The sequence below is a fragment of the Vibrio sp. AH4 genome (assembly GCF_030710545.1).
Classification (GTDB): domain Bacteria; phylum Pseudomonadota; class Gammaproteobacteria; order Enterobacterales; family Vibrionaceae; genus Vibrio; species Vibrio metoecus.
In genome coordinates this window covers 1,170,001-1,183,386 of sequence record NZ_JALAIV010000001.1, presented here as the reverse complement: position 1 = coordinate 1,183,386, position 13,386 = coordinate 1,170,001, and the positions used below count along the sequence as shown (strand labels likewise).

Sequence of the window (13,386 nt, the reverse complement as noted above, 5' to 3'; positions counted from 1 at the left end):
ATGGAACGCTTAAACAGCGGGAAAATTCGTCCATACCCTACAGCGCAAAAAGGCCGGTGGTTATTAAACCACCAGCCATTAGCCTTTCGGCTAAGAAATTAAGTAAGAATTACTTAACTTCAACAGTTGCACCAGCTTCTTCAAGCTCTTTCTTCAGTGCTTCTGCTTCTTCTTTAGATACAGCTTCTTTAACAGTTGCTGGAGCGCCGTCTACAAGAGCTTTAGCTTCTTTCAGACCTAGGCCAGTTGCGCCACGTACTGCTTTGATAACAGCAACTTTGTTCGCGCCTGCAGCAGACAGAACTACGTTGAATTCAGTTTGCTCTTCAGCAGCAGCGCCGCCAGCAGCTGGACCAGCTACAACTGCAGCTGCAGCAGAAACACCGAACTTCTCTTCCATAGCAGAGATCAGTTCAACAACTTGCATTACAGACATTTCTGCAATAGCGTCTAGGATTTGCTCGTTAGTAATAGACATAACAATTCTCTTTTAAGTCAACAATAAGTTTATTTAGCAACCAGTAAAAAGCAAAAGCGATTTTGCTTATGCAGCTTCTTTTTGATCGCGGACAGCAGCGATTGTACGAACCAGCTTGCCAGCAGAAGCTTCTTTCATGCACATCATCAGGCGTGCAATCGCTTCGTCGTAAGTTGGTAGTGTCGCTAGTACTTCAGGGTCAGTCAGTACGCCTTCAAATGCAGCTGCTTTGATTTCAAATGCTTTGTTCTCTTTAGCGAAGTCTTTAAAAAGACGCGCTGCAGCACCTGGGTGCTCGTTAGAGAAGCCGATCAAAGTAGGACCTACGAATACGTCTTTCAGACATTCGTAAGCTGTGCCTTCTACTGCGCGACGTGCCAGTGTGTTACGAACAACTTTCAGGTAAACGCCCGCTTCACGAGCTTGTTTACGCAGATTAGTCATCGCAGCAACTTGAACACCACGAGAGTCAGCAACAACTGCAGAAAGTGCACCACTGGCCGCTTCGTTGACTTCAGCAACAATTGCTTTTTTGTCTTGAAGATTTAAAGCCATCTTGGATTAACTCCTGGTTGTCGTTACACCGCTCACTATTATCAACAACAGTGAGAGCTTTTTTGGTGCAGTCCCAGAAGAAAGGTAACTTAAAAAGTAAATCTTTCTGTCAGTTCGGGCACCATCTACGTAGGTTTTATTAAGTTATCCGAAGATAACGCCTACGGTCTTGGACGGAGACTGTTTTTCACCACGAGGGTAAAAGTCAGCCCCAACCACAAATATTAGGCGCAGAATTATACACAAATTCTGCGCCTAAGCAAATGCATTAAACTTGTGCGCTCAGAGTATTCTGATCGACAGCAACGCCAGCACCCATAGTAGTAGAGATGCTTACCTTCTTCACGAAAACGCCTTTCGCAGAAGATGGTTTTGCTTTTTTCAGAGCAACCAACAGAGCTTCTAAGTTCTCTTTCAGTTGTTCTGTTTCGAACGATACCTTACCAATAGTGGTATGGATGATACCGTTCTTGTCGTTACGGTAACGAACCTGACCTGCTTTCGCGTTCTTAACCGCTTCAGCAACGTTAGGAGTTACAGTACCAACTTTCGGGTTTGGCATCAGACCACGTGGGCCTAGGATAGTACCTAGTTGACCAACAACGCGCATTGCATCTGGAGATGCGATAACTACGTCGAAGTTCATTTCGCCTTTCTTCACTTGGTCAGCCAGATCTTCCATACCAACCAGTTCAGCACCAGCAGCTTTAGCCGCTTCAGCGTTAGCACCTTGAGTGAATACCGCTACGCGGATGTCACGGCCAGTACCGTGTGGCAGCACAGTCGCGCCACGAACGTTTTGGTCAGATTTACGAGCGTCGATACCCAGGTTAACAGCAACGTCAACTGATTCAACGAACTTCGCTGTTGCCAGCTCTTTCAGCAGAGCAACTGCTTCGTTGATGTCGTACTCTTTAGTTACATCCACTTTTGCGCGGATAGTACGCATACGTTTAGTTAGTTTTGCCATTGTATTAACCCTCAACCACTAGGCCCATTGAGCGAGCAGTACCTGCGATAGAACGCTTCATCGCTTCGATATCAGCACCAGTCATGTCAGCCGCTTTAGTTGCAGCGATTTCTTGGATTTGAGCGTCAGTGATTGTGCCCACTTTAGCAGTGTTAGGACGTGCAGAACCAGACTTGATGCCAGCTGCTTTCTTCAGAAGAACTGCTGCTGGTGGAGTCTTGATTTCGAACGTGAAAGAACGGTCGCTGTACACAGTAATAACTACTGGAGTTGGCAGGCCTTTCTCTAGAGATTCTGTACGTGCGTTGAACGCTTTACAGAATTCCATGATGTTAACACCACGTTGACCCAGAGCTGGACCTACTGGTGGACTTGGGTTTGCCATGCCAGCTGCAACTTGCAGCTTTACATAAGCTTCAACTTTCTTAGCCATGATATTTCCTAAATTATGGGTGCAAACGCTAATCGATTGATCAGCTCCCCGAGTTTCATAAAGAACCTGTAAAAAGGCGCGAAATTATAGTCATAATCCACGCCCCAGACAAGCCTAAAGAGATGCTTTTTTAATCAAGCTTTTCAACTTGACCAAATTCGAGTTCAACAGGTGTTGCGCGACCAAAGATCGAAACCGACACTTTCAAGCGGCTTTTCTCGTAATCCACCTCTTCAACGGTACCGTTGAAGTCAGCAAATGGGCCATCGTTAACACGTACGACTTCACCTGCTTCAAACATGGTTTTAGGACGCGGCGCTTCGCTAGCTTTTTCAAGACGGTTAAGGATTGCATCCGCCTCTTTATCCGTGATAGGTGCTGGGCGATCCGATGTACCACCGATGAATCCCATTACGCGAGGTACGCTACGTACCAAGTGCCAAGATTCATCATTCATGATCATCTGCACTAGCACATAACCAGGGAAGAATTTACGTTCGCTTTTGCGGCGTTGGCCAGCGCGCATTTCTACCACTTCTTCTGTTGGTACTAATACTTCACCAAACAGCTCTTCCATACCGTGCATCTTGATATGTTCACGAAGTGACTGAGCAACACGTCCTTCAAATCCCGAGAAGGCTTGAACTACATACCAGCGTTTTTTGGGAGCTTCACTCATGTATTAAACCCTCTACTATACTCCGGTCGCAAAGGCCACTAGACGAACCATAATGCCGTCAATACCCCAAAGCGCCAGAGCCATTACAATACTTACTGCTAAAACGATCAATGTAGTTTGCATGGTTTCTTGGCGGGTAGGCCAAACCACTTTACGAACTTCCATACGGGATTCGCGTGCAAAAACGATCGCTTCTTTGCCTTTTGTTGTTGTCGCAGCAACACCAAGTGCTGCAGCAATCAACACAATTACACCTGCGGCGCGAGCCACCACAGACAGTTCACCATACAGGTAATTACCCACAACAGCGGCAACCAGCAGAACAAAAGTGATTACCCACTTCAGAGTGTCTGCTGCATTTGAGCTATCAGGAGCTTCAGCGTTGTTTGCTTTCATAAACCAACCTGTCACAAATCTGACTTCTAGACGACAACGACCCCGCTGTTGCAGGGCAAATCCATTCGGTCAACGCAATGCGCTGATTCCATACTAAAGAGCGAGAAAATACTCTCTCACCCCAAAATCTTGGCTGCGTTTGATCAAGAAATCGACACATTAGTGCGCAGCGCAGAAAAAGGGCATCAAATGATGCCCTTTTTAGTAGTGCTTAGTCAAATAATTAAGCGATGATCTTAGCTACAACACCAGCACCTACAGTACGGCCACCTTCACGGATAGCGAAGCGTAGACCTTCGTCCATCGCGATTGGCGCAATCAGGTCTACAACCATCTTGATGTTGTCGCCTGGCATTACCATTTCTACGCCTTCTGGAAGCTCGATGCTGCCTGTTACGTCAGTTGTACGGAAGTAGAACTGTGGACGGTAACCTTTGAAGAATGGAGTATGACGGCCACCTTCGTCTTTTGACAGTACGTATACTTCTGATTCGAACTTAGTGTGTGGTGTGATTGAACCTGGCTTCGCCAGTACTTGACCACGCTCTACTTCTTCACGCTTAGTACCACGTAGTAGTGCACCAACGTTCTCACCTGCACGACCTTCGTCAAGCAGCTTACGGAACATCTCTACACCTGTACAGGTAGTTTTTACTGTGTCTTTGATACCTACGATCGCAACTTCGTCACCCACTTTCAGGATGCCGCGCTCGATACGGCCAGTTACTACTGTACCACGACCTTGGATTGAGAATACGTCTTCGATTGGCATCAGGAATGCCATGTCTACTGCACGCTCTGGCTCTGGAATGTATGAATCCAGTGCTTCTGCTAGTTCAACAATCTTCGCTTCCCACTGTGCTTCGCCGTTTAGCGCGCCTAGTGCTGAACCTTGGATTACTGGCAGGTCATCACCTGGGAAATCGTACTCAGACAGCAGCTCACGAACTTCCATCTCAACCAGCTCTAGAAGCTCTTCATCGTCAACCATGTCACATTTGTTCATGAATACGATGATGTAAGGAATACCTACCTGGCGACCCAGCAGGATGTGCTCACGAGTTTGTGGCATTGGACCGTCAGTTGCCGCTACAACTAGGATACCGCCGTCCATCTGTGCAGCACCAGTGATCATGTTCTTAACATAATCCGCGTGTCCTGGACAGTCTACGTGTGCGTAGTGACGGTTTGGAGTATCGTACTCTACGTGAGAAGTATTGATTGTAATACCACGCTCACGCTCTTCTGGTGCGTTGTCGATTGACGCGAAGTCACGAGCTTTACCGCCGTATACTTTTGCAAGTACAGTACAGATAGCTGCGGTTAGAGTTGTTTTACCGTGGTCAACGTGGCCGATAGTACCAACGTTTACGTGCGGTTTCGTACGTTCAAATTTCTCTTTAGACATGAGTTGTCCCTCTAGGTACGGATTTAGGTGGCTTTTGAGATGACCACGCAACCAAAAAATATCGGTAGTAAAGTATATATCAAAAGGAAAATGTTGCTTAGAGTGATCAGAGCTGGTGCTGATAGGCAGAATCGAACTGCCGACCTCATCCTTACCAAGGATGCGCTCTACCATCTGAGCTATATCAGCACTCTAAAATGAGTGGAGCGGGCAGCGGGAATCGAACCCGCATCATCAGCTTGGAAGGCTGAGGTAATAGCCATTATACGATGCCCGCACACGTAACTCTGAGAGCTATTTCCTTAAGAATATGGTGGAGGGGGACGGATTCGAACCATCGAAGGCGGAGCCGGCAGATTTACAGTCTGCTCCCTTTGGCCACTCGGGAACCCCTCCAAATTTTTAGACCATTTTCACTGCTAGTGGAGAAAATGGTGCCGACTACCGGAATCGAACTGGTGACCTACTGATTACAAGTCAGTTGCTCTACCTACTGAGCTAAGTCGGCATAAGTGGTGCGCATTCTAGTGAATGATCTGGGGGGTTGCAACCCTTATATCGAAAAAAATGTCACTTTTCAGAGCATTTTGTTTAATCGATGTTTTTTCAGTCAAATTGCCGCGCAATCGCTAATTCTCACATCATTCTATTTTGCTTTATCTTTAGCTTATTGTATTTTCGCTTTCCTTATTATTAACCGCATGATTGAACCGATGATGAGTCCCTACCTAACCTTTGATCGCCAACACTGGGCTGAATTGCGTAATTCGGTACCCATGACGCTATCTGAAAGCGATCTTAAAGAGTTACAAGGGATCAATGACCATTTGACCATGACCGAAGCCGTGGAAATTTATCTTCCTCTTGCTCGCCTACTCAATCTGTATGTGGCTGCTCGTCAGAGTCGTAATGGTGTATTACATCAGTTTTTAGGGAATACCGAATCGGCTCCACCGTTTGTCATTGGCATTGCAGGCAGCGTTGCAGTCGGTAAAAGTACAACGGCCCGCTTACTGAAAGCCCTCTTGTCTCGTTGGGAGAACCATCCGAAGGTAGAACTGATTACTACCGATGGTTTTCTGTATCCCAATAAAGTGCTCATGGAGCGCGGGATCATGCATAAGAAAGGCTTTCCTGAATCTTATGATATTCGCCGATTGGTTGAATTTGTTTCGGAAGTCAAAGCGGGGCTGCCGAACGTGGTCGCCCCTGTGTACTCGCATTTGACTTACGATATTACTGATGAGCAGAAAGTAGTCGATCGCCCAGATGTGCTGATCATCGAAGGTTTGAATGTGCTGCAAAGTGGTATGGACTACCCTCACGATCCGCATCGCGTGTTTATTTCTGATTTCCTCGATTTTTCGATTTATGTCGATGCCGACAGTGAGCAGATCGAGAAATGGTATGTCGAACGGTTTATGAAATTTCGCCAAGGTGCGTTTAAAAAGCCGGGGTCATACTTCAGTCACTATACGGCTCTCACTGAAGCGCAAGCAGAACAAAAAGCGCGTTCGATTTGGGAAAGCATCAATGGTAAAAATCTGGTTGAAAACATCCTTCCAACTAAAGGACGCGCACACCTGATCCTACGCAAAGGACTTAATCATAGTGTGGAAGAAGTGCTCCTACGTAAATAAGCATTACAGGCTACTCGATTGTGACAAAAAAGAGGCTTTCGCCTCTTTTTTGTTTTAGTCATTTTTACGCAGTGATATTTCACCACCAATAAAGCTTTTTAGGCCGTCAGCAGTTTCTAATAACACGCCACCATGTTCATCGATTCCACGTTCAATCCCTCGAACTTCATTGGCTCCCATCAAAAGTTTAACGGGTCGACCAATAAAGTTATCCCAACGATTCCAACGCTCAACAAAATTCTGCATTCCCGAGACTTCATATTGGCGTAGGGTGCGATCTAAAGCAGTAATGAGATTGGTGGCTAACGCATTACGATCAATTCGACTTTGACCCGTCACTTCCGCAAGACTTACCCATGGTTGATCAATATTGCCTTCGTTATCACGCATTGCAAGGTTGATCCCCATCCCGATCACTAAATGTGCCGCAGCCCCCGCTTGACCTGACATTTCCACTAAGATGCCAGCCAGCTTTTTGTCTTGATAATAGAGATCATTCGGCCATTTAAGCTTAACGCCATTCACGCCGATGGCTTCCAACGCCTCGACAATGGCCACCCCAACCACCAAACTCAGCCCCATTGCCGCTGCCATACCAGCATCTAAACGCCAATACATGGAGAGGTAAAGATTGGCACCAAAAGGAGATACCCAATGTCGGCCACGTCGACCACGTCCACTGGCTTGATATTCGGCTAAACAAACGGTCCCAGATGACAGTGTATCTACGTGATCAAGCAGATATTGGTTGGTTGAGCCAATAATCGGGTGCAACTCAACTGGGTTTGTGACTTGCGATTGAATAACCGATTGATCAAGCAACATCATAGGTTGTGCCAGTTGGTAACCTTTACCTTGCACCCGAAACACATCCACGCCCCACTCACGAATGCCTTGAATGTGTTTACTGATCGCTGCGCGCGAGATCCCTAATTGAGAACCCAGGACTTCACCAGAGTGAAATTCTCCGTCTGACAGTTGTTTAAGTATGGTTAATTTGGCGCTGTGCTCTTTCATCGTTGTTCACTCATCCATTCGCTTAGATTGGTTTCCTCGCTTTTCCCCATAAAACGCACTTCATGTTCCAGTTCAATACCATAAGATTCAAACACTTGCTGTTTCACGTAGGCTGCCAGTTGTAAAATATCTTGCGCGCAAGCCGCGCCGGTATTCACAATCACCAAAGCTTGTTTCGGGTGCACTTTCGCCCCACCGATTTGGTAGCCTTTTAATCCCGCGTGATCAATTAACCATCCCGCAGCGATTTTCACACCATGTTCCGCTGGATAAGCGACAATATCGGGGTGCAATGTGTGTAGGCGAGCAAATTCAAGCTCACTGATCACTGGATTTTTGAAGAAGCTCCCCGCATTCCCCATAACATTAGGGTCGGGCAGCTTCTCCATTCGTGTTGCACAAACACGCTGATACACATCATGTACCGTACAAGTCGAAGGAAGATCTTTTAACGGGCCGTAATGAATACTCGGCACCCAAGCCTTGGCTAATTTCAGTCCAACTGCAATCACCACCGCTTTCTCGTAGAGCTGATGTTTAAAGATCGAATCACGATAACCGAACTGACACTCTTCCACCGTCAAACGTTTCACTTCGCCAGTTTCCAGACATAAGTAATCCACGTAATGGCAGACATCCTTAAACTCAATGCCATACGCACCAATATTTTGGATAGGAGCCGAACCTGCACAGCCGGGGATGAGGGCTAGATTTTCAAGCCCACCGATACCTTGCTCAACGCACCAAGCCACAAGTGAAGGCCAATCTTCCCCTCCCGATACATGAAGCCAGTGGTAGGCATCATCTTGTTGATGCTCGATTCCATATAGTCGATTGAGTATCACGACGCCTGAATACGGGCAGGTAAACAACATATTACTGCCTTTACCAATAATTAACTTAGGTACGTTTGCCCATTGCACTGAACCGTAGAGGTTTTTTAGATCATCAATCGACTCTGCCACAACCAATTGCGCAGCAGATTGTTCAATACCAAAGGTGTGATAGGGTTTGAGGCTGGCCCCGAGTTGAATTTGCATGGTCGTCTTAGGATAACTTAAACTGGCCATATTCTACCTTAGATAAACCGTAAGCACGAAAGACCAATGTTAGAGTTTCAGCAATTTGATCCTATCAAACTCCCGCTTATCAAACGATTTTATAAAACACATTACCCAGGGACGAAACCCAAAAGCGATGAGTCGATCGTTGTCGCATTGGAAAACACAGAAATCGTCGCCGTAGTGCGTTTTCGTAGGATTTGCACATACCGCTTACTCACTGGAATGGCGGTGAAAGCGAACCTCCGACAAACTGGCATTGGCAAACAACTGCTTCACTATTGCCGCAAAGAACAGCTCAACCATGACACATACTGCTTTGCCTATACACATCTTGAGCATTTCTACCAACAAGGAGATTTTGTTCGCATTGAGCCCCTTGCTCTTCCTCCTGAACTGAATATTCTCTACGAGCGTTACTCAAGAACAGGCAAGGATCTCATTCCGATGCAATATCAATCGAAGTAATGTCAAGAATGGTCGCCATTTCTAGCCTTTTCTTAACCAGTTTTGGTAATATCCACTGCTCGCAATTTTGCACACAACAAGGTAATGCATCCCAATGATTGCTCGAAGAAACCCTATCGAACAACTACCAGCGATTGCGCAAGATCCTGACAAGTTCGGCGTATTGCTCTCTGCTGCGGAATTTCGAACTCATTTGGTGGAATCGATTCGTCAGGCGCGCAAACGTATCTACCTCGTTGCACTCTATTTAGAAAATGACGACGCTGGGCGTGAAATCCTCAGCGAGCTTTACGCAGCCAAGCAACGTAATCCGGGGCTCGACATTCATATCTGCGTTGATTGGCATCGCGCCCAACGCGGCTTAATTGGCGCTGCGGAATCCGAAGGCAATGCGGCGATGTATCGAGACTTCGCTCAACAGCATGAACACTGTATTCCTGTGTACGGCATTCCAGTACGAGGAAGGGAAGTTTTCGGAGTATTACATCTTAAAGGCTTCATTATTGACGATCAGGTTATTTACAGCGGCGCTAGTCTCAATAATGTCTATCTCCAATACCATGATCGCTATCGCTTCGATCGCTACCATACTCTGGAAAACCCAGCACTTGCGGACAGTATGGTTAAATTTATCCAGCAAGAAATGCTGGCACATCCTGCCGTCAACAACCTAGCTTGTGGCAGTAAGCCAACCACCAAAGAGATCAAATCCGATATTCGCCAATTCCGAGCCGCACTTGCTCAGGCCCATTATCAGTTCACCAAACAGAAAATTGCCGATAATCAGGTTGGCGTTGTACCCTTGGTCGGCCTCGGTCGTCGCAGAAACCGGCTCAATCAAACCATAGTACAACTACTCGCGTCGGCAAAAGATGAAGTGTTTATCTGCACGCCTTACTTTAACTTTCCACCTAGCATTGCTAAAGAAGTGAAAAAAGCGCTGAGACGTGGAGTACAAGTCCATATCGTGATTGGCGATAAAACCGCGAATGATTTTTATATTGCACCAGAAGAGCCATTCAAAACCATCGGTGGCTTGCCTTATTTATATGAACTCAATTTGCGCCGCTTCGCTAAAGCTAATGAAGCGCATATCGCGAGCCGTAAATTGTCAATTCATTTATGGAAACACGAGAATCATAGCTTCCATCTGAAAGGCATCTGGGTTGATAAACGCTATATGCTCATCACAGGTAACAACCTCAATCCACGCGCTTGGAAGCTCGACCTAGAAAATGCCATTTTGATCCGTGATGATTACCATCACTTGACCGAGAAATTCGATTCAGAAATTAATAACATACTGCAACATACCCAACTCATCTGCACTTATAAGCAAATAGAGAAACCGGAGCAGTACCCAGAACGAGTTCAACGTCTAGTCCGTCGGATCATGCGTTTAAAAGCGGATCGCGTTCTCAAACAAATCTTGTAAGCCTAGACTCTAGAAACCGAGTATATCTCCTTGAGCCGATGCCCAGTGCGTCGGCTTTTCATTATCGCTCTACGACCAATTCGCATGATAGCCAGCACTCATATTCACTTCTCACTTTGCGGCCCAACTGCAGAGAGTTAAACACAGTACGAGCCCAGCTACGAATAGCAAAAGCGCTACATTCGTTTGAATGTTTGAGTCACGATACAGCGCCAAGGCGAAGATAACCAAGGTAGGAATCAGCCCAAAATCAGTAAATAAGAAGTCAGAAGCTTAGACGTTAGAGCTTGAGAGAAGGGTCATGCTAGGAAGCAGAGATAGGGATTGCCCAAAAGCAAAAAACCCAGTCCTAAGACTGGGTTTCTCAAATAAGTGGCGGAGCGGACGGGACTCGAACCCGCGACCCCCGGCGTGACAGGCCGGTATTCTAACCAACTGAACTACCGCTCCGCATTGGTTAGCGCTTGGTGCTAAATTAAAAGCCTGGCGATGTTCTACTCTCACATGGGGAAACCCCACACTACCATCGACGCTGTTTCGTTTCACTTCTGAGTTCGGGATGGAGTCAGGTGGGTCCAAAACGCTATGGTCGCCAAGCAAAATTTTAAAATCTGGAAAGCTGTTTTCGTTCTCACACACATTCTTATGCGCTTAGCTTTGAGTCCACTACAAAACCCCTTGGGTGTTGTATGGTTAAGCCTCACGGGCAATTAGTACAGGTTAGCTCAACGCCTCACAACGCTTACACACCCTGCCTATCAACGTTCTAGTCTCGAACAACCCTTTAGGACAGTTAAACTGTCAGGGAAGACTCATCTCAGGGCTCGCTTCCCGCTTAGATGCTTTCAGCGGTTATCGATTCCGAACTTAGCTACCGGGCAATGCGTCTGGCGACACAACCCGAACACCAGAGGTTCGTCCACTCCGGTCCTCTCGTACTAGGAGCAGCCCCCTTCAATCTTCCAACGCCCACGGCAGATAGGGACCGAACTGTCTCACGACGTTCTAAACCCAGCTCGCGTACCACTTTAAATGGCGAACAGCCATACCCTTGGGACCGACTTCAGCCCCAGGATGTGATGAGCCGACATCGAGGTGCCAAACACCGCCGTCGATATGAACTCTTGGGCGGTATCAGCCTGTTATCCCCGGAGTACCTTTTATCCGTTGAGCGATGGCCCTTCCATACAGAACCACCGGATCACTATGACCTGCTTTCGCACCTGCTCGAACCGTCATTCTCGCAGTTAAGCGGGCTTATGCCATTGCACTAACCTCACGATGTCCAACCGTGATTAGCCCACCTTCGTGCTCCTCCGTTACTCTTTGGGAGGAGACCGCCCCAGTCAAACTACCCACCAGGCACTGTCCTCAACCCAGATAATGGGTCTAAGTTAGAACATCAAACATACAAGGGTGGTATTTCAAGGACGGCTCCAACGCAACTAGCGTCACGTCTTCATAGCCTCCCACCTATCCTACACATGTAGGTTCAATGTTCAGTGCCAAGCTGTAGTAAAGGTTCACGGGGTCTTTCCGTCTAGCCGCGGGTACACTGCATCTTCACAGCGATTTCAATTTCACTGAGTCTCGGGTGGAGACAGCGTGGCCATCATTACGCCATTCGTGCAGGTCGGAACTTACCCGACAAGGAATTTCGCTACCTTAGGACCGTTATAGTTACGGCCGCCGTTTACCGGGGCTTCGATCAAGAGCTTCGCTTACGCTAACCCCATCAATTAACCTTCCGGCACCGGGCAGGCGTCACACCGTATACGTCATCTTGCGATTTTGCACAGTGCTGTGTTTTTAATAAACAGTTGCAGCCACCTGGTATCTGCGACTCTCGTCAGCTCCATCCGCGAGGGACTTCACCATCAAGAGCGTACCTTCTCCCGAAGTTACGGTACCATTTTGCCTAGTTCCTTCACCCGAGTTCTCTCAAGCGCCTTGGTATTCTCTACCCGACCACCTGTGTCGGTTTGGGGTACGATTCCTGACTATCTGAAGCTTAGAGGCTTTTCCTGGAAGCATGGCATCAATGACTTCACTGCCGTAGCAGCTCGACGTCGTGTCTCAGCCTTAAAGAGAGCCGGATTTACCTAACTCTCAAGCCTACGCACTTGAACCAGGACAACCGTCGCCTGGCCCACCTAGCCTTCTCCGTCCCCCCATCGCAATAGTCAGAAGTACGGGAATATTAACCCGTTTCCCATCGATTACGCCTTTCGGCCTCACCTTAGGGGTCGACTCACCCTGCCCCGATTAACGTTGGACAGGAACCCTTGGTCTTCCGGCGGGGAGGTTTTTCACCCCCCTTGTCGTTACTCATGTCAGCATTCGCACTTCTGATACCTCCAGCAAACCTTACGATTCACCTTCAACGGCTTACAGAACGCTCCCCTACCCAATGTCTAAAAGACATTGCCGCAGCTTCGGTGTATTGCTTAGCCCCGTTACATCTTCCGCGCAGGCCGACTCGACTAGTGAGCTATTACGCTTTCTTTAAATGATGGCTGCTTCTAAGCCAACATCCTAGCTGTCTGAGCCTTCCCACATCGTTTCCCACTTAGCAATACTTTGGGACCTTAGCTGGCGGTCTGGGTTGTTTCCCTCTCCACGACGGACGTTAGCACCCGCCGTGTGTCTCCCGGATAGTACTTACTGGTATTCGGAGTTTGCAAAGGGTTGGTAAGTCGGGATGACCCCCTAGCCTTAACAGTGCTCTACCCCCAGTAGTATTCGTCCGAGGCGCTACCTAAATAGCTTTCGGGGAGAACCAGCTATCTCCGAGTTTGATTGGCCTTTCACCCCTAGCCACAAGTCATCCGCTAATTTTTCAACAT

Annotated in this window: 12 protein-coding genes, 5 tRNA genes and 2 rRNA genes (1 of these 19 only partly in view); 3 read left to right on the top strand and 16 right to left on the bottom strand. The window is 47.5% G+C overall.

The genetic code is table 11. From position 1 onward, the window contains the following. Positions 1–109: 109 nt before the first annotated feature. The 11 genes from rplL to MKA69_RS05570 all read right to left on the bottom strand — a co-directional run bounded on the left by rplL (position 110) and on the right by MKA69_RS05570 (position 5,427). Positions 110–478, bottom strand: a complete 369-nt coding sequence (gene rplL / locus MKA69_RS05620; RefSeq protein WP_000028971.1) for a 50S ribosomal protein L7/L12 — start codon at positions 476–478, stop codon at positions 110–112. A gap of 66 nt (positions 479–544) precedes the next feature. Further along, the gene (gene rplJ, locus MKA69_RS05615) at positions 545–1,033 is read right to left on the bottom strand and encodes a 50S ribosomal protein L10 (RefSeq protein WP_001207198.1); all 489 of its coding nucleotides are present in this window, start codon (positions 1,031–1,033) and stop codon (positions 545–547) included. A gap of 268 nt (positions 1,034–1,301) precedes the next feature. After that, complete coding sequence (gene rplA, locus MKA69_RS05610) at positions 1,302–2,003, bottom strand: 50S ribosomal protein L1 (RefSeq protein WP_055028364.1); 702 nt, start codon at positions 2,001–2,003, stop codon at positions 1,302–1,304. A 4-nt stretch (positions 2,004–2,007) separates the two neighbouring features. Next, entirely contained in the window at positions 2,008–2,436 is a 429-nt protein-coding gene (rplK, locus tag MKA69_RS05605; RefSeq protein ID WP_001085797.1) for a 50S ribosomal protein L11, read from the bottom strand. Positions 2,437–2,566: 130 nt separating this feature from the next. Next, positions 2,567–3,115: a transcription termination/antitermination protein NusG gene (gene nusG / locus MKA69_RS05600; RefSeq protein WP_001287510.1), complete on the bottom strand. Its 549-nt coding sequence runs from the start codon at positions 3,113–3,115 to the stop codon at positions 2,567–2,569. Positions 3,116–3,130: 15 nt separating this feature from the next. Further along, positions 3,131–3,511 (bottom strand): preprotein translocase subunit SecE, encoded by a 381-nt coding sequence (gene secE, locus MKA69_RS05595; RefSeq protein ID WP_055028365.1) that lies wholly within the window; start codon positions 3,509–3,511, stop codon positions 3,131–3,133. A gap of 223 nt (positions 3,512–3,734) precedes the next feature. Continuing rightward, a complete protein-coding gene (gene tuf / locus MKA69_RS05590; protein WP_000031640.1) occupies positions 3,735–4,919 on the bottom strand; it encodes an elongation factor Tu in 1,185 nt (394 codons plus the stop codon). 113 nt (positions 4,920–5,032) lie between these two features. After that, a tRNA-Thr gene (locus tag MKA69_RS05585) sits at positions 5,033–5,108 on the bottom strand. A 13-nt stretch (positions 5,109–5,121) separates the two neighbouring features. Next, a tRNA-Gly gene (locus MKA69_RS05580) sits at positions 5,122–5,196 on the bottom strand. A 34-nt stretch (positions 5,197–5,230) separates the two neighbouring features. Then, positions 5,231–5,315, bottom strand: a tRNA-Tyr gene (locus MKA69_RS05575). A gap of 36 nt (positions 5,316–5,351) precedes the next feature. After that, positions 5,352–5,427: transfer RNA gene (locus tag MKA69_RS05570), tRNA-Thr, on the bottom strand. A 208-nt stretch (positions 5,428–5,635) separates the two neighbouring features. Here MKA69_RS05570 and coaA point away from each other — a divergent pair. Further along, positions 5,636–6,559, top strand: coding sequence for a type I pantothenate kinase (gene coaA, locus MKA69_RS05565; RefSeq protein ID WP_305848227.1), 924 nt, complete (start codon positions 5,636–5,638; stop codon positions 6,557–6,559). Between the two features lie 54 nt (positions 6,560–6,613). On the opposite strand, the gene birA is transcribed toward coaA, so the two are convergent. Further along, complete coding sequence (birA, locus tag MKA69_RS05560) at positions 6,614–7,576, bottom strand: bifunctional biotin--[acetyl-CoA-carboxylase] ligase/biotin operon repressor BirA (RefSeq protein ID WP_000658164.1); 963 nt, start codon at positions 7,574–7,576, stop codon at positions 6,614–6,616. Next, the gene (murB, locus tag MKA69_RS05555; protein WP_305847658.1) at positions 7,573–8,646 is read right to left on the bottom strand and encodes a UDP-N-acetylmuramate dehydrogenase; all 1,074 of its coding nucleotides are present in this window, start codon (positions 8,644–8,646) and stop codon (positions 7,573–7,575) included. Before murB ends, birA begins: the two co-directional genes overlap by 4 nt. A gap of 36 nt (positions 8,647–8,682) precedes the next feature. Between murB and MKA69_RS05550 the strand changes: the two genes are divergently transcribed. Together MKA69_RS05550 and pssA are read left to right on the top strand one after the other, a co-directional pair. Further along, positions 8,683–9,105, top strand: a complete 423-nt coding sequence (locus MKA69_RS05550; RefSeq protein WP_305847657.1) for a GNAT family N-acetyltransferase — start codon at positions 8,683–8,685, stop codon at positions 9,103–9,105. 94 nt (positions 9,106–9,199) lie between these two features. Next, complete coding sequence (gene pssA / locus MKA69_RS05545; protein WP_305847656.1) at positions 9,200–10,540, top strand: CDP-diacylglycerol--serine O-phosphatidyltransferase; 1,341 nt, start codon at positions 9,200–9,202, stop codon at positions 10,538–10,540. A 373-nt stretch (positions 10,541–10,913) separates the two neighbouring features. On the opposite strand, the gene MKA69_RS05540 is transcribed toward pssA, so the two are convergent. The 3 genes from MKA69_RS05540 to MKA69_RS05530 form a co-directional block, all read right to left on the bottom strand. Further along, positions 10,914–10,990, bottom strand: a tRNA-Asp gene (locus tag MKA69_RS05540). A 31-nt stretch (positions 10,991–11,021) separates the two neighbouring features. Next, positions 11,022–11,137, bottom strand: a 5S ribosomal RNA gene (gene rrf, locus MKA69_RS05535). 92 nt (positions 11,138–11,229) lie between these two features. Continuing rightward, positions 11,230–13,386: ribosomal RNA gene (locus MKA69_RS05530) — 23S ribosomal RNA — on the bottom strand (it continues 730 nt past the right edge of the window).

Coding starts and splice junctions, on each gene's coding strand:
- rplL (WP_000028971.1), bottom strand. CDS start 478: ATGTCTATTACTAACGAGCAAATCCTAGACGCTATTGCAGAAATGTCT.
- rplJ (WP_001207198.1), bottom strand. CDS start 1,033: ATGGCTTTAAATCTTCAAGACAAAAAAGCAATTGTTGCTGAAGTCAAC.
- rplA (WP_055028364.1), bottom strand. CDS start 2,003: ATGGCAAAACTAACTAAACGTATGCGTACTATCCGCGCAAAAGTGGAT.
- rplK (WP_001085797.1), bottom strand. CDS start 2,436: ATGGCTAAGAAAGTTGAAGCTTATGTAAAGCTGCAAGTTGCAGCTGGC.
- nusG (WP_001287510.1), bottom strand. CDS start 3,115: ATGAGTGAAGCTCCCAAAAAACGCTGGTATGTAGTTCAAGCCTTCTCG.
- secE (WP_055028365.1), bottom strand. CDS start 3,511: ATGAAAGCAAACAACGCTGAAGCTCCTGATAGCTCAAATGCAGCAGAC.
- tuf (WP_000031640.1), bottom strand. CDS start 4,919: ATGTCTAAAGAGAAATTTGAACGTACGAAACCGCACGTAAACGTTGGT.
- coaA (WP_305848227.1), top strand. CDS start 5,636: ATGAGTCCCTACCTAACCTTTGATCGCCAACACTGGGCTGAATTGCGT.
- birA (WP_000658164.1), bottom strand. CDS start 7,576: ATGAAAGAGCACAGCGCCAAATTAACCATACTTAAACAACTGTCAGAC.
- murB (WP_305847658.1), bottom strand. CDS start 8,646: ATGGCCAGTTTAAGTTATCCTAAGACGACCATGCAAATTCAACTCGGG.
- MKA69_RS05550 (WP_305847657.1), top strand. CDS start 8,683: ATGTTAGAGTTTCAGCAATTTGATCCTATCAAACTCCCGCTTATCAAA.
- pssA (WP_305847656.1), top strand. CDS start 9,200: ATGATTGCTCGAAGAAACCCTATCGAACAACTACCAGCGATTGCGCAA.